This window comes from Streptomyces sp. NPDC048565 (assembly GCF_040650935.1).
Lineage (GTDB): Bacteria > Actinomycetota > Actinomycetes > Streptomycetales > Streptomycetaceae > Streptomyces.
In genome coordinates, this window is the sequence record NZ_JBEZIH010000021.1 from 46842 (window position 1) to 68360 (window position 21519).

A 21519-nucleotide genomic window follows, 5' to 3' on the forward strand; every position below is an offset into this window, starting at 1 on the left:
ATCCGTCGGCCTGGAGAACTCTGGCCGACTGGCGCAGGGAAGCGGGAGACCATGAAGGGGCCGAAACCCTGGCCCGGCAAGCCGCCGACGCAGGCCATCCGTCGGCCTGGAGAACTCTGGCCGACTGGCGCAGGGAAGCCGGCGACCATGAAGGGGCCGAAACCCTGGCCCGGCAAGCCGCCGACGCAGGCGACACAGAAGGTCTGAGGCTCCTGGTCGGCTGGTGTGTGGAGGCGGGCGACCCTGAAGAGGCCGAGGTCTTGGCCCAGCAAGCCGCCAACGCAGGAGATCCACGAGCTCTTTTACTCCTGGCTCGCCGGCATGAGGAAGCCGGATACCTGGAGAGCGCCGAGGCACTGGCCCGGCAAGCCGCCGAACTTGATTCGACATTTCTGGAAGCCCTGGTCTTCCGACGAGAGGAAGCAGGAGACCGCGAGCGGGCAGAAGCCCTGGCTCGGCAAGCCTCTGACGCCGGCAACTGGAACGCTCTGACACTCCTGGCTGTCCAGCGAGACGCCGCAGGAGACCATGAGGGGGCGGAAACGCTAGCCCGGGAGGCCTCCGTCGGCAATCCGAACGCACTGACGTGGCTGGGCTTCCAGGCCATGCAAGGGCAAAGAGCCGCAGACCAGGAGAGAACCGCAGCATTGATCCAGCAGGGCGCCGACGCCGGCGATGTGCACGCTCTGGCCGTCCTGGCTGGCTGGCGGGAGGAAGCGGGAGACCGCAACGCGGCTGAAGCCCTGGCCTGGCAATCCGCCGACGCTGGTGTTCCGAGTCCTCTGGCACGCCTGGTTTCCTTCCGCGAAGGAGCCGGAGACCTTATGGAGGCACAAGCCCTGGCCCGCCAAGCCGCCGATGCCGGCCATGCACACGCCCTAAGCAAGCATCTGCTAGCAACACGCTGGCCTTTCGGACTTGATCCCGATGGCACTCCAACATCCCAATGGCAGTGACTCGCTCAATGTCGGCCAGACGCTCTCTTCACTCAGATCAACGCCGCCTGCGCCGCTCGCCACTCCGTGCGGGCGAGGCACTTAAGTTGCTTGCCGCCGATGAACGCCGCCGCCGACAGCCACGGTAAAGGGCGGGACCCGGGGTGCGACATGGGCCGTCGGCCTCATCATCTGACCGCACCAGAACGAGCGGTTAACCACGGTCAACACCAGATCGCCGATTCCGAAGTAGGTGCATCGCAGACTAGCTTCCTCGCAGTTCAGGTGCCCATCCTGGCCATGCGAACGGTGATTCCCAAGCTCAGAGCGCGAGTTCGATTCTCGTCACCATCGACCTGCGCAAGGGGACGGAGGAAGCCCGGAGAGTGATCGACGAACCACTCCGGCCGCCTCTTCAGCAAGCCAGGCCAAGGTGGCCTGTCGAAGGCAGTGACCTGGTCATGAGTGCTCGTGCGGAACTGACTCACCGCCGAAGATCCGTACTTCCGGGGAATCGACGCCGATGTCTCGCTCAGGGGTGACCGTGGTGGATGCAGGCACAGTGGTACTGCTCAACTACCAAGGGGCCGTTCCTTCAAGCCCGCTACCGCACACGTCGAACGAGATCCGGTCTGCCACAACGCACTCAGTCGGCCCGAGCACGCGGGCGCTGGTTGCGGATGGTTCACTCTCTACTTTCGCTGACAGCCATAGGCCACTGCGTCCCGCCCCATACTCGGGGTAACTCTTCACACGATGCTTACCCGAAGGCAGGCGGACGGAGTGAACCAGACCGCTGGATGCCTCATCTTGCAAGGCGCCGCCCCACTGGCGTCCTCGCCACATCGAAGGCGGCACCCCGTTCCGGAAGGCATGGTTCAGTTGACCATCTCACCTGCACGATCAGGCAACGCATTCTCGTGGCTGCGAGGCAAGCGGTCCAAGCTGGCGCTCGCGTCGGTGTCGGCCGCCGCACTCGCGCTCACCATAGGCGCCGCCGCAACCGCCAACGCGGACACGCGGCCAACCGTGCTTTCTGTAAGGCCTGGCGGTGGGACTACCCCGCTGGCTTGCCTGGACGTCGTGGGCGGCTCCACGGCGAACGGCGCCCCGGTCCAGGTCTACGACTGCAACGACACCCCCAACCAGCTGTTCATCATCACCACCGAGAACACCATGCGGTCCGCAGCCACCGGCAAGTGCTTGGATGTCGCAGGCGGCGCCACAGCCGACGGCTCCAAGGTGCAAATGTACGACTGCAACGGCAGCGAGGCGCAGGTCTGGCTGCAACTCGAGACGGAGCCGGGGGCCCCGACCATGCGGTACAACCCTCACTCCAACAAGTGCCTCAACGACCCGAAGGGGTCCCTTTCGGGGGCCCGGGTAGAGATCTGGGCCTGCACTGGCTCCAACAACCAGATCTGGCATCAGTACACGGGTGTCTGACCTGGGCCGATACGTAGGACACGCCGCAGCGCGCAAGCCCTCAGCAAGGTGAGGTCTCGTCCGCGGGACCTGCAGAAGCGAGTCTCGCTCATGGGTGGTGAAGCCCACTCGAGCGTCAGGAGGCCCTGCGCCTCGGCGCGTTGCAGCGAAGAAGCCCCTGCTCGATGAGCAGGGGCTCCTTTGTGCTCCAGCTGTCGCTCTTGATCTCGCCGGTCGGGGATGCGGGAGAGCCCCCGGGCGGCATAGGTCAGGACACTGGCCCTCGCCCGTCCCGCAGTCGCGTGGCGAACGCCCGCGCAGCGGCCAGGTCCCCGTCGTTCGGCCGCTGTTTCTGGATACCGCCGACCAGCCTGAAGGGCATCATGGTGTCCAACGCCCGGCACGAGAAGTTCCCGTCCACCTCGAAGCCCTTGCCTTCGAGGAGCTGGACCAAGGAGCGGGTGAAAGGCACCAGCGGCAGCTCGGGAAGCCCGCTGGTGGCGAACACGAAAGCCCGGCCCCCTCCTGTGGGAAGGGCCTTGACGAAGTCGGTCAGGCGAGGGTGGAGCCTCTGATAGAAGACACCCGAGCCGAATCCGACAAGGTCGGCGTCGGCCAGCTCCGCCAGGTCAGCGTCTCCAGGGGAGACGACCTTCGCGCCCAGCACCTGCGCCATACTGTCGGCGACACGACGCGTATTTCCGTGCGACACGGAGGCGCACACGATGACGACCTTCATTTCTCGCGATCCCTTCTTCGGCTTCCGTAAAGAGGACAGGGCAGCGGCATCAGATCTGACACCATCCGAGTGTGATGACGGCCACACCTCGCAGGCGATCACGCCGGCGGTGGAGCCAGAACAGCCCCCTCCCGGCGGGACGCACTCTGCCCCGGCGTCCGCCCTCAGCCTTCCGGCCTTGGTACGGCACCAGTAGGCCTGGATCAGGGTTCCGGCTGTGCCTGCCATTGGGGCGGGAGGGGGCATGCGTCGTCCGACTGCGTCATGGTCCATCCGTCTCCGCGTACACGGACGCCGCTGGGCACGGAGGAACTGCGCGCAGCACCGTCGGCGGCCTCCGCGTCGGCCAGGGGCACGGGGAGCGACGGAGCCACCGGGGCCACCGTGCACACCAGCTGAAGCATGGCCCGGTGACTCAGCGGGGAAGTTTCATCCGGAAGTTGGACGACGAGGATGCCGTCGTCGCCGATCCTCACCCGTGACGCCTGCGACATGCGGGGCAGTTCTGTGGTCGCTGTCGCGGACTCGCGCGCGGTCGGTCCCTCGAACAGCATGCGTACGGCTACCGCGGGGCTCGCGGTGTCCGACCTGCGGGGATAGGCCGTCAGGTCCCCGTCGTGCAGGAAGAAGAGAAAGGTGGTGACAAACCACGTGGGCCTCGGGGTGGGGGAGAACATGCCGCTCGCCGGTTCACCTGCCTCGATGACACCGGACGGAGGGACTCCGCACGCCGTGAGCGTGGCCGCGGCCATGAGGCCGGACAACAGCGCTGCCACCCTGGAGCCCCTCACCGTGCACCCCCGCCGGCGTCGCCATCCATATCAGCATCGCCCTCCGTATCGGTCTCGCTGTCGGTGCCGGCGCCGTGCAGTGGGAGTTCGACCGTGAACACCGCGCCCCCTCGGGGCAGGTTCGCCGCCCGGATGCGCCCGCCGTGCAGGCGCACGTTCTCCGCCGTGATGGCCAGGCCGAGGCCGCTGCTCTCGCTCCTGGTCCGTGAGGTGCCCGCCTTGTAGAACCGTTCGAAGATATGCGGCATGGCCTCCTCGGCGATGCCCGGTCCGTTGTCGGCGACCTCGATGACGGCCCATGCCATGTCCGCCTCCTCCTTCCGTACCCCCAGCGTCAGCCGCACGGGCGGCGCCCCGTGTCGTAGCGCGTTGCCGATGAGATTGGCCGTCACCACATCGATTCTTCGAGGATCGACGCCTGTGCGGAGCGCACCCGGCCCGGGCAGCCGGGCCTCCACCTGGTCCTGCCACCCCCGGGAGGCGAGGGTGCGCCGTACGGACTCGGCCAGGTCGATCTCGTCACGGTTGAGTTCGGCCGCCCCCGCGTCGAAGCGGGAGATCTCCATCAGGTCGTTGACCAGTCCGCTCAGCCGGCCCGTTCCCTCGCTGATGAGCTGCAGCGCGTCACCGGTCTCGCCCTCCAGGTCCAGCACGTCGGTGACGGCGGACATCGCCGCCAGCGGTGTGCGCAGCTCATGGGAGACGTCCGCCACGAAACGACGCCCCTGGGCCTCCAGGCGGCGCAACTCCGCGACGGTTCGCTCCAGTTCGGCCGCCATTTCGTTGAAGGACCACGAAAGGTCGGCCAGTTCGTCGGAGCCGGTGACGGCCAGCCGGACGTCGAGGTGCCCCGCGGCCATCCGGCGCGTCGCCCGGCGCAGCGCCCGTACGGGGCGCAGTACGCCGCTCGCGGCGAGCAGTGCCAGGATGACGGCGAGGCACAGGGCAACCAGGGTGGCGCGCTCGATGCCGCTCACCATCGCCCTGACATAGGCTTCTTCGGTCTTCTGCGGTACCTCCAGGTACATCACCATCCCGGAGAGCCTCGACTCCGTGCCCTCGCCGGAGGTGTACGTGACGGGCATGCCGACGACGAGATGAGGACGACCGTCGACGTTCACCCGCTGGAACACCGTGGCCCGCCTGTCCCGCACGGACCGGCGCAGTTCGGGGCTCAGCTCGACGAATCCGGGGCTCGGCGCGTAGGCGTGGAGGCTGCCGTACGTGGCCATGACCCGCCACCCCGACGACTGGTTCGCGTACAGCACCTGATTCACCGCGGACTGGAGATCCGACTGGTCCGGAGCATGGGAGAGGCCGGGCGCGATGGAGTCGACGCTCGTACGGAACTGGCGGATGACGGAGTCCTGGCTCTGCTGGAGCACCCCCGTGCGCGCCTCGCGGAAGGCAAGGGCCCCCGTGCCCAGGGCGCTGGCCATGGCCACCAGGACGAAGGCCGCCAGCAGGCGGGGGCGCAGGCCGCGCAGGGGAAGCGGAATGCGCGCCAAGGCCGCTGGGAGGGACCGCAGGGGGCCGGCTCCCGGGACGGTGGCGGGGACCTCGTCGGCCGTGGCTGTCCTGCCCAGGTGCTCGGCCTCGCCCCGGCGTCCGGCCTTGCCGCCCCGGGTGGTTCCGTGCGTTCCGCCGGTCTTCCGCGTCCGCGCGGACGTCCGGTCGCTCATGAGGCGCCGAAGCGGTATCCGAACCCGCGTACGGTCTGCACGTATCGGGGATTCCGGCCCTCGCCGAGCTTGTTGCGCAGCCGCTTCACACAGGCGTCAACCAGCCGTATGTCGCCGTGGTAGCTGTGTTCCCAGACGGACTGCAGCAGTTGTTGGCGGCTGAACACCTGGCCGGGCGACACCGACAGGGTCAGCAGCAGCCGCAGTTCCGAGGGCGCGAGGGCGACAGGCTCGCCGCGGAGCGCCACCTCGAGCCCGGCTCGGTCTATGACCAGCTCGCCGTGTGTCTCTGCCCGGGGACGTGCGCCGTCCGGCAGCGCCGCGTCCTGTCTGCGCAGTACGGCCCGTATACGTGCGTCGAGCACCCGGGCGCGCACGGGCTTGACCACGTAGTCGTCCGCGCCGGCCTCCAGCCCCACGACCACGTCGATGTCGTCCCCCCGGGCCGTCACCACGATGATCGGCACCTGGTCGCGGTCCCTGATCCGACGGCACACGTCCAGGCCGGAGATGCCGGGCAGCATGAGATCGAGTATGACGACATCCGGCCTGAAGGGGCGGAGCTGTTCCAGCCCCTCTTCACCCGTTTCCACGGCGACGACCTCGTGCCCCTGATGCCGCAGGCCCAATTGGACTGCTCTGCGGACATCTTGGTCGTCTTCGACAATCAGGACCCGTGGCATTTCGGCAGTGTATGCGGGTCGGACGACGCGACCGTCCCGGGAAAGGCCGCTCTCCGGGCGCCGTTACACAACGATCACAACCGACCGGGGGCGCCTGCGGTCCGTTCCGCGGGCCTTTCCAGGAAAGCACGCACCGTTACCCGTTCGTGATGGCTCCGGCTCATGGCCATCATCTGAAATGACCAGCTTGAGCTGCCATGCACTCGGCACGACAGCGGCGATCCACATCCCCCGCAGACAGCACCGCGGCCGTTCACCGTGGCGGCCGTCGGCGCCGGTCCTCCCATCGCCGGGGACGCCCGCGCCGCCGGGGCCTGGGCCTGCTGACCCGCGTGCTGATGGCCGTCGGCGTGCTGGGCACGGCGGCGTACCTCCTGGGAGCCGTATACCTCCCGGGAGGGAGCCGGAGCGACGCGTCGAGCGGTGCGACGCACCCGCGGAGCACGCACGTCGCCCCCACCCCGACTGCCAGTCCCACACCGTCCCCCAGCCCGAGCCCGAGCCGGACCGAGATCGACGTCCCCCCGACGGGCAGTGGGACGTTCGTCACCGCGCAGGCCGGTGGCGCGGCGGTGGGCAGCGGTTCCCACCCGCTGCGCTACGTCGTGCAGGTCGAGACCGGCCTCGACCTCTCACCGTCCCAGGCGGCGAACGAGATCGCCGGGATACTCGCTGCCCCGCGTGGCTGGACCCACGACCCGGACAACGCGTTCCAGTTGGTGAGCGCCGGAGCACCGCACGACCTCACGGTGCAGATCGCGACACCGGGGACGGCGGACTCCCTGTGCTGGGCGGGCATCCAGCAGGACACCGGAGGCGAATACAACTGCGAGGTTCCCGGCGGGGTGGTGGTGAACCTCAAGCGTTGGGTCAAGGGTTCGCCCACGTTCGACGGGCCGATCCATGACTACCGGGCGCTGATCATCAATCACGAAATGGGGCACTACCTCGGCCACTCTCACGTCACCTGCGCGGGCGCCGGACAACTGGCCCCCGTGATGATGCAACAGATCAAGGGCCTGCACGGCTGCGTGGCCAACGCCTGGCCCTACGACAAGAACGGCGACTTCGTCACCGGGCCGTCCGCGTGACGGCACCGGTCCCCGAGGCCGGTCGCCACGGGGGCCGTTACAGCTCGGTCATCTGCCGAGCCCATGACCATGAACTGCCTGCGCCACCGTGAACTCCGTATTCCCCCGTCCCCGCAGCACACCCTCCTTTCGATCGGATGGAAGTACATGACTCGATCCCGCACTCTCCGGAGACTGGTCACGGCGGTGAGCCTCCTGCCGCTGCTGGCAGCTTGCGGCACCGACGCCGGCCCGGATTCCCGCTCGGCGGACGGGAAGAAGACCACGGCCGGATCGTCGGGTCAGCTCGACATTCCCGCCGACTCGAACGCCGATCTCAAGAAGCAGTACCTCATGGAGAACGCCATCGCGGCCTGCATGACGAAGCAGGGGTTCACCTACACCCCCGTGGCCCCCGAGGACCCCGCCGATTCCTGGGCCACCGACGGGGCAGACTACGCGCTGACGAAGAAGTACCGGCAGAAGTACGGATTCGGTATCTACGCGGGCATCGTCTACCCCGACGACGCCGGTACGTCGCGCGGCACGGCAGCCCGACGGGACCCGGACAAGACGCCCAACAGCACCTACGTGAACACGCTCACTGCCGAGCAGAAGACCGCGTACAACAAGGCGTTGGGCAGTCCACCCGACCCGAAGGTCGGGGTCAAGGACTGGACCGGCTGCACGGGTGAAGCCGACAAGAAGGTGTACGGCTCCACGTCTGCCGAGGAACGGAGCACCACGTCCGAGAACCAGAACCGGACCAACGCGCAGGCGCTCAACGGTGATCCGAAGCTCGTCGCGCTGGCGCAGTCGTACGCCTCGTGCCTGAAGAACGAGGGCATCCCGGTCACGACCACGCAGCCGACCGGCATCGGAGAGATGGTCAAGCTCCAGGCCCTCGGGTCCGCTCCGGCCGGCGCCGGTGCCATCGCGGTCGAGGCGGACGGGACCACCCAGAAGTCCCTGAGCAAGGAGGAGGCTCTTCCTCTGCTCACCAAGGACATAGAGCTGGCGACGCGAGATCTGGAGTGCGGCAAGAAGTTCCGGGCCGCCTACTTCCCGAAGTTCCTGAAGGCCCCGACCAACACCAGCGGTGGCGGTGCCGGATGAGAGAGCGTCCCGAGCCGGTCGGCACCCGTCCCGGTCGGCTCCGCAGGCTGATCAGAACGCGTTCCGGGCAGCTGACGCTCGTCGTCGTCGCGGTGGGGCTGGTCGGAGCGGGCGGCTGGTTCGCCGGATCGCGTATGCAGTCGCCCGCGGATGCCGCCGCCGCGCACCAGCCGCCGAAGGCCGGTCCGGTCACCGTCGCGGCCGAGCGGCGCTCGCTGACCGCGAGTGTGGTGGCCCAGGGCTCGGTGGAGTTCGACTCGCCGCAGAGCGTGACCCTGGCCGGGCTCGTCGGCGCTCCGGACTCCGGTTCGGGTGCTTCGGGGGAAGGCGACGGCGTTGCCCAGCGGGTCACCAAGGCACCGGCCGCCGGGGCGGAGGTACGGGAGGGCGATGTGCTGATGCAGGTGAGCGGCCGGCCGGTCCTGGTGCTGCGGGGCACTGTGCCGATGTACCGCACGCTGGGCCCCGGCGCCTCCGGGGACGATGTCAGGCAGCTCCAGAGGGCGCTGACCCGGCTGGGCTTCAACCCCGGGTCGGTCAACGGGACGTACGGGCAGCCGGACGCCGCGGCGGTAAGCCGCTGGTACAAGGACACGGGCTACAGCCCCATGGAGCCCACGGTTGCCGACAAGCAGCAACTGGGGACGCTGGAGGCGGCGGTGACCGCCGCGCAGCAGGCCCTCCTGGAGGCGCAGAGCCCGGGCGACGGCTCCGGGGGTTCCGGGGCCACCGCGGGTTCCGGTGCCACCGCGGGTTCCGGTGCCACCGAAAAAGCCCGCAGCGGCACGGGCGCGGGTGGCGGCGCCACCGCCGAGCTGCAACTCAAGTCTGCGCGGCAGCAGTTGGACGCGGCCAACGCCGCACTCTCCGACTTCCAGGCCGGGTACGGCACCAAGGTTCCCGCCGGTGAGGTGGTCTTCCTGCCGGAACTCCCGGCCCGGCTGGGCAAGGTGTCCGTGAAGACCGGGGACACCCCTTCCGGACCGGTCGCCACGGTGACCAGCTCCCAGGTCGTGGTGCGGGCCGTGGTTCCGGCCGACGATGCCAAGTTGCTCCACAAGGGGATGCGGGCCCAGGTGGAAACCACCGACGGCACGAAGGCCGACGGAAAGGTAGTGGCACTCGGCGGGGACGTGCCGAAGGACGATTCGGCCGGCACCGACGAACAGCAGGGGACTCCGGACGGCGGAAGCGGCGACACCTCGGCTCCCGTACCCGTGCAGATCTCGGTACCGGCAGGGAAACTGACCAAGAGCGCCGCCGAATCCGCGAAGATCACCATTGAGGTGGGCTCGTCGGACGGCAAGGTGCTGACGGTACCTGTCGCCGCGCTGCATACCTCCGCGGGCAGGAAGGCCCGGGTACAGGTCGTGCGCGGCGGTAAGACGGTGGACGTCCCCGTCGAGGCCGGTCTCTCCGCGGACGGTCAGGTGGAGGTCACTCCTTCGTCCGGTGCCACCCTGGCCCCCGGCGACCATGTGGTGGTCGGGCGATGAGCGGTCCGACGCCAGCTGGTCCGCGGTTCTCCGTCGCGCCCGACGCGGACACGGTCATCCAGCTGATCGCCGTGCACCGGACCTTCGACACCGAACCGCCGGTGCACGCCCTGCGCGACGTGAACCTGACCGTCCGGCGCGGCGAGCACCTGTCGATCGTCGGCCCGTCCGGATCCGGCAAGTCGACGCTGCTCAACACCCTGGGGCTGCTGGACCGCCCTACCTCGGGCGCCTACTGGCTCGACGGGGTGGAGGCCAACGGGCTCGGTGACCTGGAGCGCACCTCGTTGCGCGGCAGCCGGATCGGGTTCGTCTTCCAGTCCTTCCACCTGCTGCCGCACCGGACCGTGGAGGAGAACGTCAGCCTGGCCGAGGCCTACCGCCGGCCGCGCCCCGGGCGCGGCCGGGCCGGCCGCCTCGCCAGGGCTCGGCAGGCACTGGACCGGGTGGGCCTGGCGCACCGGGCCGGCTTCCGGCCGGGCCGGCTCTCCGGAGGCGAGAAACAGCGGGTGGCGATCGCCCGAGCTCTGATGAGCGAGCCCGCCCTGCTGCTCTGCGACGAGCCCACCGGCAACCTCGACAGCGAGAACACCGAGTCGATGCTGGACCTTTTCGGCCGGCTGGGCGAGCAGGGCATGACCCTGGTGGTGATCACCCACGAGGAGGCGGTCAGCAGGCGGGCCCATCGGCGGGTCAGGATCAGCGACGGACGACTCACCGAGGAGCACCTATGAGATCCCGGACACGCGTCCCGCACGCTGCGGCTTCCGTGGACACCACACGAGCCGGAGGGAACGTCGAGCGCCCCTGGATGGACTTCAGGGACCTGTGGTCCGAGGCACTGGCGGGGGTGCTCGCCCGACCGATGCGATCCGCCCTGACCACGCTCGGCACCGTTCTGGGCATCACCACCCTGGTCATCACCATCGGGATCTCGTCCACGGCCGGCAATCAGATCGTGGGCCGGTTCGACGCCCTGACCGCCACCTCGGTCACGGTGGGGGTGCCCTCCGTGGTGGCGGCCGGATCCGGCCCACTGGTGGACTGGTCAGATGTGGACGCGGTGCGCCGGCTGGCCGGGGTCGAGTCGGTGGCGGCGCTCGCGGACTCGCAGGCGACCGCGAGCGTCGAGGTGCGTGCCAACGACGTGGTCGCTCCCGGCGAGGTCAGCGGTCAGACCATGGCGGTCGTTGCCGCGTCTCCCACGCTGCCGGCCGCGGTACGGGGCGGGATAACCGCCGGGCGCTTCTTCGATGACGGGGACATCGCCCGGCACGACCGGGTGGCGGTCCTCGGCGACCAGGCGGCACTGCTCCTCGGCATCAGCTCGGTGGAGAACGCCCCTGCGGTCTTCCTGAAGGGCCAGGCGTACACGGTGATCGGGATACTCGGCTCGGTGGAGCGGGAACAGCAGCTCGCCACCGCGATGATCCTGCCGCCCACGACGGCCGCCGACCGGATGGGGCTGGGGACCGTGACCCGGGTACTGATCAACACCTCGCTCGGCGCGGCGAGCCAGGTCGCCCGCCAGGCGCCGATCGCGCTTTCCCCAGGAGCCGAGGCCTCCCTGAGCGTGACGGCACCGGCCGATCCGGCCAAGGCCCGCAAGGGAGTGCAGGGCGACGTCAACGGGCTGTTCCTGGTCCTCGGCCTGGTCTCGCTGGTCGTCGGGGCCATCGGTATCGCCAATGTGACACTGGTGACGGTCGTCGAGCGGATCGGGGAGATCGGCCTGCGCCGCGCCCTCGGGGCCTCGCGGCGTCATGTCGCCGGCCAGTTCCTGGTGGAGTCGACGACGATCGGACTTCTCGGCGGTGTCGTAGGTGCCGCCCTGGGCATGGTCGTCGTGGTGATCGTCGCCGCCGTCAAGGAGTGGACCCCGGTCCTGGACGTGCGCCTCGCCCTCGGAGCCCCGGTCGCCGGAGCCCTGGTGGGACTCCTGGCCGGCCTCTATCCGTCGCTGCGGGCCTCCCGCATGGAACCGGTCGACGCCCTGCGCTCGTAGTCGGAGCCGCAGCGTGCCCGTACGAGGGGAAGCCCCAAGCCCTTCCACGCATACTTCAGCACGCTTGCTGCATGTCCTCCACGACTCGAATCACCGTAACGCTCCACAGCGACCAGGTGGCGGAGCTCCGCAAGCTCACGGACAACGTCTCCGGCTACGTGGCGGAAGCCGTAGCCCGCCAGATCAGGCACCAGCTCCTGGGCGAGGACCTCCGGCGCTACGAGGAGGAGCACGGACCCTTCAGCGACGAGGAAGTCGCCGAGGCCCGCGCGAAGATCTACGGCGGCGACGGTTCCGCCAAGGGCGCGCACGCCGCGTGAGCGAGCGCATCGAGACCGTCGTCCTGGACTCGGAAGGCCTCGCCGCCTGGATCGCGCAGGACCGCGAGCTCCTCGCGATGCTGCGGGTCTTCCACGACATGGGCGCCGACCTGGCGATCGCCCTCCTGGCCTCCGACAGCGAAGACACGGCCAAGTTCTGCGGCAGTCAGGTCCGCATCATCCCCTTCCGACCAGTCGGCCCGCCCGGAGCGCGCACGTCGGCGGGTTCCGTCGCACTGCCAGCCCTCGTGCCCCATCCGTGCCCGGCAGAGCGGGCAACACCGGTCAGGTGCCGTTCCCGGAGCCCGTAGCCCTACACCCCGCTCGGCGGGGAAGGCGCAGGGCAGAGACCCTTGCCCGCCAGCCCCGAGCACGGCACAGCGAGCCCGCCGATCCATCCAGCGTGGCGGGACCGACCACGTTCGATCGCGATCAGTCGTGATCTCCGTGAAGTCCGGGAACGCTTCTTCGACGAAACGCCAAGTACCGCGCCGGGACAGCCCTCAGGGCCGCTCCCGGCGCGAGCGGATGGTCATGCCGGGGCGCCGGCGGTGGACCGTGAGGTAGGACAGCCCGTCCGCACCTGCCGTGATGCGACGCGTCGACCCGTGCGGCAGCCAGAACAGCCCACTCTCGGCGAGCTGTTCGGCGCTGTCGTTTCCCTCCAGGGTGCCGCGACCGGCGACGACCAGCAGAAGTACGTCGAGGTCGGGCTCGGTGTGCGTCTCGACCCGCTGACCGGGCGGCAGGTGCACGACGTTGGCGTCGAGCTGGCGTCCCGGCTCCGCAAGCCTCCAACGTGCGCCCGCAGATGACGGGCCCTCACCGGCCCGTCCCGCGATGGCGGCAACGTCGCACAGCAGGCTCGGCGTCGGCCCGGGCGGGCTCCCCGCAGCGGCTGCGCCGCCCGCCGACCCCGGACGGCCGGGGTGTACGTCAGGCATCCGCCGTCACCCTTCCGATCCGGACCCGCCAGATGTCGGGACCGGACTCGACGTAGTCCCAGGTGTGCGTGCCGGGGTGGGCTGCCTCGAACTCGCGGCGCAACGGCTTGGGGTCGTGGTTGTTGACCAGGGTGAAGGCCTCCCCCGGGCCGAGCCGGCCGAAGCGGGCGAAAATCCGCGGGTGCCTGCGTCCGTGCGGGATCTCACGGACGTCGATGACCGCGGGGGTGTCCAACTGTCCGCCGTCCAGCAGGGTGCGCATGTCCGCGACAAGGGTCGGCAGGTCCGCGCCGGGCAGCGTGGCGAGCGCGGGCAGCAGAACCGTCCCCTCGGCCTCCAGATGGACCGCCAGTACAGCCTCGACCGCCCGCGCCAGGGGCACGGCGGCCGTGGCGTCGCCGGTGGCGGCGACTCCGTCGATACGGACGTTGAGCGCGTCGAGGCCGCCGCGCAGGGCCCGTACAAGCAGGCGCGTATCACCGGCTCCGGACGCGGCGGCGTACAGCGTCCGGTCGGCGGCGGCCAGGTAGCGGCGCAGCTCGCCGGTGCAGAAGCCGGTCAGTTCCGCGTGTACGGAGTCCCCGTACCCCGCGGCCGGTTCGGGCCCGGTGAATGCGGCGAGCCCGGCGAGCAGTTCCCGGTGTCCGCGATGGACCGCGGTCCGGGCACGGACAGCGGGGTCGGTCCCGGTGGCCTCGATGTGGATGTCGTCTGACGGTGCCATGGCTGAGTGCTCCTGTTCGCCTTCCGGAACTCGGGTCACGATTATTACATGTACAATTTGGAAAAATATTCCTCCGTCGGCGCGTCCCTGCCCGGGGAGCCGGAAAGGGTGACCGACATGACCCGTGACGACACGGCTGCGCCGCAGACACCGCGGCGCAGGGCAGTCCTCGACGCGCTGCGCGCCTCCGACAGCCCGCTGGGCGTCACCGAGGTGGCCGGACAGCTCGGCGTCCACCCCAACACGGTGCGTTTCCACCTGGACGCCCTCGTGACGGAGGGTGCCGTCGAGTGCAGTCGGCGGGAGTCCTCCGGGCCCGGGCGTCCCCGCACGGTCTACGCACCCCGGCCCGGTATGGACCGTGGCGGGATCCGGGGCTATCGCCTGCTCGCCCAGATGCTCGTCAGTGAGCTGGCCGCGTCCGGCGCGGACGCCGGGGTGAAGGCCACCCGGACCGGCCGCGCCTGGGGCAAGCATCTGATCGACCGGGTGCCCCCGTTCCACCGGCCGGCCCACGGCGAGTCCGTCACCCGGCTGACCGCGATGCTCACCGACCTCGGTTTCGCTCCCGAAGCATCGGGGGACGACGAGGCGGCGCCCGACCTGATCCGGCTGCGCCACTGCCCCTTCCTCGAACTCGCGGAGGAGCACGGGCCGGTAGTCTGTCCGCTCCATCTCGGCCTGATGCAGGGTGCGTTGACGGAGCTGGACGCCCCCGTCCGGGCCACCCGGCTCGAACCGTTCGCCGAACCCGACGCCTGCCTGGCCCACCTCGCCCCGGCCGACGCCGCATCCGAGGAAGCAGCATCGCCACGATGAACGCGGAAGCAGCAGCCACGGCAGGTGCCGTGACCTTCGTGTGGCTCGGGATGGTGCTGGCGATCTCGTTCATCGAGGCGCCGCTGAAGTTCCGGGCGCCAGGGGTGACCATCCCCATCGGGCTCGGCATCGGCCGGCTCGTCTTCCGTGCACTCAACCTCGCCGAAGCCGCCCTGGCGCTGGTGCTGATCGCCGCGGTGGCCGTCGGCACACCCACGGTCGCCCTCGTCGTCCTCACCGCGGTAGCCGTGTGCGTACTGGCCGCCCAGCTCGCGGTCGTCCGCCCCCGGTTGAACCGGCGCTCCGACCGCGTCCTGGCCGGCGAGGACCTTCCGCGCTCGACGACGCATCTGTACTACATCGCGCTCGAAGCCGCCAAGGTCCTCGCCCTGATCTCCCTCGGCACCGCGCTCCTGTCCGCCTGACGGTCCGGGCAGTTCACAGCGACGGCAGCGACGAGATCGCGGACATCTCGGCCACCGTCGATCCGATGGCCGACAGCCTGCTCGGGCGGCTCCGGTCCGAGCAGCGCTTCACCGCCGACGTCGCTCATGAGTTGCGGACCCCGCTGATGGGTCTGGTCACCGCGAGCGAGCTGCTCCCCGAAGGGGAGGCTACGGACATGGTCAGGGACCGGGTGGGGGTGCTACGGGCCCTGGTGGAAACCCTGTTGGAGATCTCCAGGCTCGACGCGGGCGCCGAGCGGGCCGATCTCAGACCCGTTCCGCTCACCGAGGCGGTCGGGGAGTCGCTGGTCCGCACCGGGCTGACGGCAGAACTCACCACGGCCTGCGCCCTGTCCGCGGATACCGACCCGCGCCGGCTCGACAGGATCGTCGCCAACCTGGTCGTCAACGCGCACCGGCACGGTCGCGCGCCGGTCGAGGTCGAGGTGACGGGGACCTGCGTGACCGTACGGGACCACGGCCCTGGTTTCCCCCACGGGCTGCTCGCCGACGGGCCCCAGCGGTTCCGCACCGGAGCCTCGGAACGCGGCCGGGGCCACGGCCTCGGCCTCGGCCTCGGGCTGACCATCGCACTCGGCCAGTCCCAGGTCATCGGAGCATCGCTGTCCTTCGCCAACGCGCCCGACGGCGGGGCCGTCGCCACTCTGCGCCTCCCGGTGGCCGACTGACGCGTACGACGCACGCTGCCGCCGGGCTTCGGTCGACTGCTGGAGGACGGTCGCGTCGGCGCGACACGACGCTCCCCTCGACCGGAGGCGATGCGGCCTGCGTCCCAACTCCGTTCTCCGAGGTCCATGTCGCTGAAACAGAACCCGGACATGCACAGGATCATTTCGAGATCGGTCAGGTCCTAGTGTCATCGGTGCAAGCAGGAAGCACCGAACCGCAAGCCGCTGGAGATCATGATGCGTACGCGCCTCGCCACCCGTTCCGCCCGCCTCGTCCTCGCCGCCGCGGCTGTGACGGCCCTCGCCGCCACCTCCACCGCCTGCAGCGCCGACGACGCCGCGGATGCCAAGAGCTCCTCGGCCTCCTCCGCCGGGAAGGACGCGAGCGGCAGCCCCTCCACCAGCGGCTCCGGTTCCGGCGACTCCAGCAACTCCGAAGTCAAGACCAACGACTCCGCCGACGGCGCGAAGAGCGGCTACGGGCAGTCCTGCGGCACCAACGACCTGGACTTCACGGTCACCTCCGAGACCCAGGCCGGCGGCTACTACCTCGTCACCGCCAAGGCCAAGTCCGGGATCACCTGCTACCTGGACGTCAACACCCCCAGCGTGTCCTTCGGCTCCGGTGCCGACGGCCTTGCCTCCCCTGTCGGACAGGGTGGTGAAGACCCCATCAAGCTCAGCGGCTCCACCGTCGCGTTCACCGGTATCAGCCCCAAGAGCACCAACAGCGATGGCGGCAAGGAATTCGAGAACGTCATCATCGCGATCACCAACGACGACCCCGACCCCGCCGAACTGAAGCTCCCCGACACCGCCACCGTCGACAAGCCCATCGTCACCAACTGGGCCACCGACCGCGGCGAGGCCGTCCCCGCCATCGCCTGACGAACCGGCCGGCACGTCATCAGGCACCGGGGGACTCCGAAGGCCCAGGTCAACGACCTGGGCCTTTCTGGTGTACGGGCACGTACGGCCCGCCGGCAGGGAAATCCTCATGGTCGGGGTGGTGCTGGGTGTACCCCGTTTCAGCAGGCTGGGGCCATCGAACGGGCGGCCCGTCCGCGACATGCTCAAGGAGCCGCGAAAACAGCGCTGTTGGAAGGAAACCCCGTGTCCGTTCGTGTTCACACCTCCGCCCGGAACAAGCAGAAGAAGCAGCACGGCCGCCGCGCGTTGTCGGTGGTCGCCGCGCTGGCGGTCCTGGGCGGCGGCGGCCTCGCTGTGAGCGGCTCCCTGGCCTACGGCGCCCAGGACCGTGCCGGCAGCCGCGACGCCGTGAGCAAGGGCGCGCAGGACCTGGTGCGCGAGGACGGTTTCCCCGGCGCCCTGGCCGCAGTCGAGGACTCCCGTGGACGCGTCCGCGACTACACGGCCGGCACCGGTGATCTGGAGACCGGCGCGGCCGTGCCCGTGAACGGCCAGGTGCGGGCCGGCAGCAACACCAAGTCCTTCACTTCGGCGGTCGTGCTCCAGTTGGTCGGTGAGGGCAAGGTGGATCTGGACGAACCGATCGAGACGTACCTGCCGGGCCTGGTGCACGGCGACGGCATCGACGGGGCGCGGATCACCGTGCGGAACCTGCTCCAGCACACCAGTGGGCTGCCGGACTACGTCCAGTCGCTTCCCCCGAACCCCTTCGAGATCCGCGACACGTACTACAACCCGCGCGAGATGCTCGACCTCGCCCTGAGCGAGAAGGCGTTGTTCGAACCCGGCACGAAGTGGCAGTACAGCAACACCAACTACATCCTGGCCGGCCTGCTCGTCGAAAAGGTCACGGGCCGGCCCTTCGGCGAGGAGATCACGAACCGGATCATCCGCCCCCTCGGTCTGAAGGACACCTACTGGCCGAACGCGGGAGAGCGCGGCATCCGGGGCGCCCACCCCAAGGGCTACGCATCCACGACTCCCGGCGGCCCGCTGGAGGACATCACCCGGCTCGACCCGTCGCAGGCATCGAGCGCCGGGCAGCTCGTCACCACCCCGCGCGACCTCAACCGCTTCTTCTCCGCCCTGCTCGGCGGCGAGGTGCTGGACGCGGCCGAGCTCAAGCAGATGAAGACCACGGTCCCGGCCGCCGAGGGCTCCACCACACCGAACACCGAGTACGGCCTGGGCCTTTTCCGTACCCCGCTGACCTGCGGTGCCGAGTTGTGGGGCCATGGCGGCTCGATCCACGGCTACGAGACCTTCAGCGGCGTCACGGACGACGGACGCGCCGCGACGGTGGCGGTCACTGCGCTGTCGAGCGCGGTGGCTGCCGATACCGAAGGGATCCTGGATGCGCACCAGCACGTGCAGGACCTGGTGGACACGGCCATCTGCAAGTAGCCGCTCGTCGCCCCACCCCAGGCGGTCAGGCGGTCAGGCGGTCAGGCGGTCAGGCCACGTCACGCCTCCGGCAGTCGCTTCGCGATGTTCCGTACGACGGCTGCCGCGATTTCGGCCGCGGTGTCACACGGTTGCTCGGACGGCTGCGGGGCGTACACGGTCAGCTGGACGAGTTCGGTGGTGCGCTCGCCGACCTGGTCCGTGTAGGTGCGGTGCGGCGTCCTTACGGTGCAGCTGTCGTCCTCGGCCTCATCCGCGATGAAGTAGCTCTTCGTGTCGGCCACGTTCACCGGCGTCCCGTCGTCGGCGTCCAGCGAGTTGTCCCGGCTGATCTGGATCTCCACCGCACGGTTGCCGTCGTCGCTGGACCAGTCACAGTCCCAGGAACCGAAGCCGCGGTCCCGGTTGTCCACCTCGACGCCGGGAAGCAGCCTGAGCTCGCCGGCGCCGAGCAGCGTGCAGGTGTCGAGCCGGGCCAGGGAGTTCGCCGCCCACGGCTGCGAGCGCCGGGGCACCGGGCCCTCGGCCAGCACGCCGACCACGTGATCCGTTGCGGCGTCGGCCATCCGGCACGGGTCGGGCGCCGCCTTGTCGAGCTGCTTCCCTCTGACCCGGATCTGCTTGCCGTCGGGGGTCAGGACGGCCCGATCGCAGGCTTTCCCGTCACGCCTGAGCGTCACGACCGTGACGCTGCCGACCACCCGGGTCGACAGGACCTCGTCGAATTCGTCCCGGTCCGAGTCGAGGTTGACCTCGACGTCCGCGGTGTCGTCACCGCTGCCGTTGTGCACCAGGACGTCGCACCGGTCGACCTCTCCGTAGTCAGGGTCCAGTGCTGTGCCGCCGAAGCGGCTCAACGAGGCTGCGCGCAGCAGCCCGCACGGGTCAGCCGTACGCTCGTCGCCCATGGCACCGACCTGTGCCGTGGCCGACGGTCCGGCGTCGTCCCCACCGGCACGGCCGCCCTTGCCGCCCTCGTCGTTCGAGCCCCATGGGCCGAAGAGGACAAGACCGGCCGTGATCGCACAGACCGCGGCCAGCGTCACCACCGTGATCGCCAGGGGGTGGCGGCGTCGGCGTGCGGGCTGTGGCGGCTGAAGCATGAAGGGCGTGAAGTTCCGCGAGTGGTGCAGGATCCGCGACAGCCGGAGCGTGCGGGACGCGAAGTCCCGCGTACGGCCGTCGTGCAACTGCTCCTGTACGTGCGGGGGCGGGGGTGCGGCGCGCGTCAGCAGCTTCTGGGCCCTGGGGGCGTCGGGCCGGGTCCGGGGCGCCACCTCCAGCAGAGCGGTGAGCGGCCCGTGCAGCGGGCCGGCCCGGCGCATGGGCTCGATGTGTCCCTCGACAGCCCGGGCCAGATACGCCATGAGGTGTTCGGCCTCACCGTACGGCGACTGACCCTCGATCGCCGCGAACAGGGAGGCACCCAGGGAGAACACGTCGGACTTCTCGCCCGCGGGCTCCCCCCTGGCCACCTCCGGGGCCAGATACCGTGGCTTGCCGTTCACACCGCCCGTGATGCTGTGTGTGGCGTCGCTCCACAGGGCCCGCGAGATCCCGAAGTCGGTCAGTCTCGCGATGCCTTCGTCGGTCACGAGGATGTTCTCCGGCGTCACGTCGCCGTGCACCACGCCCTCGTTGTGCGACTTCGTCAACGCGGCCGCGATCTGGCAGCCGATCGAACCGGCCTCCTCGGGCGTGAGCAGCCCACCCTCCGCCACGATCTGCGCGAGACTGCGCGAGGGGACGTACTCCATGATGATCCAGCAGGTGGCACCCTCGTCGACGAAGTCGAAGACACCCACGATGTTCGGGTGGTGCAGCCGCCCGGCGTTGCGTGCCTCGCTCATGAGCCGTCGCGCGGCCCGATCGTCGTCCAGGCGTGCGCACTTGACCGCGACCGACCGTTCGAGCCGCTCGTCCCAGGCCAACCAGACGACACCCATTCCGCCTCTGCCGATGGGCTCCTGCAAGAGATATCGGCCGGCGATCCTGTCTCCGGCCTCCGGTGTCACCTGCACCGCGCCACCCCTCGCCCCACAGCCGATCAGCCGCTACAGGTGACGGAGTGTACCCATCCGGCACTTGGCGGTGATCCCTTTCACCGAACTTCGCGCGCACCCGCCCGGACCCCCCACACGCACGGCGCGGGCGCGTACTCCGTCCGCTGGAGAACGCACGGCGGCATGGCCGTCCGTCCGTCGTGCGTGGGTGATAGTCCGGTACGCCCTGCGCCCTGCTTATCGTTGGCCGCATGGACGTGTTCGACGAGCTGTTGTGGGGCGTGCGGGGCAGGTGTGCCGTGTTCGGGCGTTCGGTGCTGTGGCCGCCGTGGTCGCTGCGGTTCGCCGACGGCGCGTACCTGACCCTGTGCATGCCGCTGCGCGGCGCCGGATGGATCGTGCCGGAGGCCGGGGAGCCGCGGCAGCTGGCGCTCGGCGAGGCCGCGATCGTCCGGGGGCCCGCACCGTTCCGCTTCACCGACGACCCCGCGAACGGTACGGCGGCGGAGCGGACGGCCACCGGACCACGGGAGGGCGCGCCGGGCCCCGCGGACCGGCAGCTCGAACTCAGCGGCTCCACCGTGCTGTTGGCCGCCGCGTATGACGTACGGGAGCAGGTTCCGCAGCGGCTCCTCCGTGCTCTGCCGCCGGTGCTGGTCGTACCCGACGAACCGGGCTGCTCGACGATGCGGGACTACCTGGAGGCGCAGATCGGCGGCGGCCGGCCGGGAGATCAGACCGTGCTCGACCGGCTTCTGGACTGGCTGCTGGTGTGCACACTGCGGGACTGGTTCGACCGTCCCGAGGCCGAACCTCCGGGGTGGTACGGCGCACTCGGCGACGAGGTGGCGGGGCCGGCCCTGCGCGCGATCCATGAGGATCCGGCGCATCCGTGGACGACGGCGGAGCTGGCGAGCCTGGCGGGGGTGTCGAGGACGACCTTGGCGAAGCGGTTCACGGAACTGGTCGGGAACGGACCGGTGGCGTATCTCACCGAGTGGCGGATGACGCTCGCCGCCGATCTGCTGACCCGCCCGGAACTGACGGTGGCGGCGGTCGCCCGGCGGGTCGGCTACGCCGATGCGTTCGGCTTCAGCACGGCGTTCAAGCGGCTCCGGGGCGAGAGCCCGAGCACGTACCGGCAGGAGACCGGCACCACCCGCGTACCGGACGGCGCCGTACCGGCGGGCTGAACCTCGGCGGGCCGAACCGCGCGCGTGGGAGCAGACGGAGCGGCGCCCGGGCCCCCTCGGGCGCCGCCCCGCCCCGTACGGCGCCGCCCCCATGCGGCACCGCCC

Annotated in this window: 19 protein-coding genes and 3 pseudogenes; 15 read left to right on the forward strand and 7 right to left on the reverse strand. The window is 70.0% G+C overall.

The window, feature by feature from the left end; translation table 11 throughout:
- Window positions 1-956 (forward strand): annotated as a pseudogene (locus tag AB0C75_RS24120) (hypothetical protein); the annotation flags it as partial.
- A gap of 861 nt (window positions 957-1817) precedes the next feature.
- Window positions 1818-2381, forward strand: a complete 564-nt coding sequence (locus tag AB0C75_RS24125; protein WP_362893768.1) for a ricin-type beta-trefoil lectin domain protein — start codon at window positions 1818-1820, stop codon at window positions 2379-2381.
- Between the two features lie 247 nt (window positions 2382-2628).
- Here the strand turns inward: AB0C75_RS24125 and AB0C75_RS24130 are convergent, their stop codons facing one another.
- The 4 genes from AB0C75_RS24130 to AB0C75_RS24145 all read right to left on the reverse strand — a co-directional run bounded on the left by AB0C75_RS24130 (window position 2629) and on the right by AB0C75_RS24145 (window position 6255).
- Window positions 2629-3099 carry a flavodoxin family protein gene (locus AB0C75_RS24130; protein WP_362893769.1) on the reverse strand — a complete coding sequence of 157 codons (471 nt, stop codon included), beginning with the start codon at window positions 3097-3099 and terminating at the stop codon, window positions 2629-2631.
- 203 nt (window positions 3100-3302) lie between these two features.
- Entirely contained in the window at window positions 3303-3875 is a 573-nt protein-coding gene (locus AB0C75_RS24135) for a hypothetical protein (protein WP_362893770.1), read from the reverse strand.
- 11 nt (window positions 3876-3886) lie between these two features.
- Complete coding sequence (locus AB0C75_RS24140) at window positions 3887-5572, reverse strand: HAMP domain-containing sensor histidine kinase (RefSeq protein ID WP_362893771.1); 1686 nt, start codon at window positions 5570-5572, stop codon at window positions 3887-3889.
- Window positions 5569-6255: a response regulator transcription factor gene (locus tag AB0C75_RS24145; protein WP_362893772.1), complete on the reverse strand. Its 687-nt coding sequence runs from the start codon at window positions 6253-6255 to the stop codon at window positions 5569-5571. The genes AB0C75_RS24140 and AB0C75_RS24145 overlap by 4 nt, the downstream gene beginning before the upstream one ends.
- Window positions 6256-6593: 338 nt before the next feature.
- Here AB0C75_RS24145 and AB0C75_RS24150 point away from each other — a divergent pair, with 338 nt between their 5' ends.
- The 7 genes and pseudogenes from AB0C75_RS24150 to AB0C75_RS24180 form a co-directional block, all read left to right on the forward strand.
- Entirely contained in the window at window positions 6594-7346 is a 753-nt protein-coding gene (locus tag AB0C75_RS24150; protein ID WP_362893773.1) for a DUF3152 domain-containing protein, read from the forward strand.
- A gap of 147 nt (window positions 7347-7493) precedes the next feature.
- The gene (locus AB0C75_RS24155) at window positions 7494-8441 is read left to right on the forward strand and encodes a hypothetical protein (protein WP_362893774.1); all 948 of its coding nucleotides are present in this window, start codon (window positions 7494-7496) and stop codon (window positions 8439-8441) included.
- The gene (locus AB0C75_RS24160; protein WP_362893775.1) at window positions 8438-9937 is read left to right on the forward strand and encodes a peptidoglycan-binding protein; all 1500 of its coding nucleotides are present in this window, start codon (window positions 8438-8440) and stop codon (window positions 9935-9937) included. The genes AB0C75_RS24155 and AB0C75_RS24160 overlap by 4 nt, the downstream gene beginning before the upstream one ends.
- The gene (locus tag AB0C75_RS24165; RefSeq protein ID WP_362893776.1) at window positions 9934-10671 is read left to right on the forward strand and encodes an ABC transporter ATP-binding protein; all 738 of its coding nucleotides are present in this window, start codon (window positions 9934-9936) and stop codon (window positions 10669-10671) included. Before AB0C75_RS24160 ends, AB0C75_RS24165 begins: the two co-directional genes overlap by 4 nt.
- A gap of 35 nt (window positions 10672-10706) precedes the next feature.
- Window positions 10707-11942, forward strand: coding sequence for an ABC transporter permease (locus AB0C75_RS24170; RefSeq protein WP_362893777.1), 1236 nt, complete (start codon window positions 10707-10709; stop codon window positions 11940-11942).
- 71 nt (window positions 11943-12013) lie between these two features.
- Complete coding sequence (locus AB0C75_RS24175) at window positions 12014-12262, forward strand: type II toxin-antitoxin system CcdA family antitoxin (protein ID WP_362893778.1); 249 nt, start codon at window positions 12014-12016, stop codon at window positions 12260-12262.
- Window positions 12259-12447: pseudogene (locus AB0C75_RS24180) on the forward strand (hypothetical protein); the annotation flags it as partial. The gene AB0C75_RS24175 and the pseudogene AB0C75_RS24180, both read left to right, overlap by 4 nt.
- Window positions 12448-12765: 318 nt before the next feature.
- On the opposite strand, the gene AB0C75_RS24185 reads toward AB0C75_RS24180, so the two are convergent.
- Window positions 12766-13206: a hypothetical protein gene (locus AB0C75_RS24185; protein WP_362893779.1), complete on the reverse strand. Its 441-nt coding sequence runs from the start codon at window positions 13204-13206 to the stop codon at window positions 12766-12768.
- Complete coding sequence (locus tag AB0C75_RS24190; RefSeq protein ID WP_362893780.1) at window positions 13199-13930, reverse strand: DUF2249 domain-containing protein; 732 nt, start codon at window positions 13928-13930, stop codon at window positions 13199-13201. The genes AB0C75_RS24185 and AB0C75_RS24190 overlap by 8 nt, the downstream gene beginning before the upstream one ends.
- 117 nt (window positions 13931-14047) lie before the next feature.
- Here AB0C75_RS24190 and AB0C75_RS24195 point away from each other — a divergent pair, with 117 nt between their 5' ends.
- From AB0C75_RS24195 to AB0C75_RS24215, 5 genes and pseudogenes are all read left to right on the forward strand, one after another.
- Window positions 14048-14749 (forward strand): helix-turn-helix domain-containing protein, encoded by a 702-nt coding sequence (locus AB0C75_RS24195; protein WP_362893781.1) that lies wholly within the window; start codon window positions 14048-14050, stop codon window positions 14747-14749.
- Window positions 14746-15174: a hypothetical protein gene (locus AB0C75_RS24200; protein ID WP_362893782.1), complete on the forward strand. Its 429-nt coding sequence runs from the start codon at window positions 14746-14748 to the stop codon at window positions 15172-15174. Before AB0C75_RS24195 ends, AB0C75_RS24200 begins: the two co-directional genes overlap by 4 nt.
- 23 nt (window positions 15175-15197) lie before the next feature.
- Window positions 15198-15884 (forward strand): annotated as a pseudogene (locus AB0C75_RS24205) (HAMP domain-containing sensor histidine kinase); the annotation flags it as partial.
- A gap of 237 nt (window positions 15885-16121) precedes the next feature.
- A complete protein-coding gene (locus tag AB0C75_RS24210) occupies window positions 16122-16772 on the forward strand; it encodes a DUF4232 domain-containing protein (RefSeq protein WP_362893868.1) in 651 nt (216 codons plus the stop codon).
- A gap of 225 nt (window positions 16773-16997) precedes the next feature.
- Window positions 16998-18218: a serine hydrolase domain-containing protein gene (locus AB0C75_RS24215; protein ID WP_362893783.1), complete on the forward strand. Its 1221-nt coding sequence runs from the start codon at window positions 16998-17000 to the stop codon at window positions 18216-18218.
- Between the two features lie 59 nt (window positions 18219-18277).
- Here AB0C75_RS24215 and AB0C75_RS24220 read toward each other — a convergent pair whose 3' ends face one another.
- On the reverse strand, window positions 18278-20239 hold the full coding sequence (locus AB0C75_RS24220) for a serine/threonine-protein kinase (RefSeq protein ID WP_362893784.1): 1962 nt from the start codon (window positions 20237-20239) through the stop codon (window positions 18278-18280).
- A gap of 233 nt (window positions 20240-20472) precedes the next feature.
- On the opposite strand from AB0C75_RS24220, the gene AB0C75_RS24225 reads away from it, so the two are divergent.
- On the forward strand, window positions 20473-21414 hold the full coding sequence (locus AB0C75_RS24225; protein ID WP_362893785.1) for an AraC family transcriptional regulator: 942 nt from the start codon (window positions 20473-20475) through the stop codon (window positions 21412-21414).
- The last annotated feature ends 105 nt before the right edge of the window (window positions 21415-21519 follow it).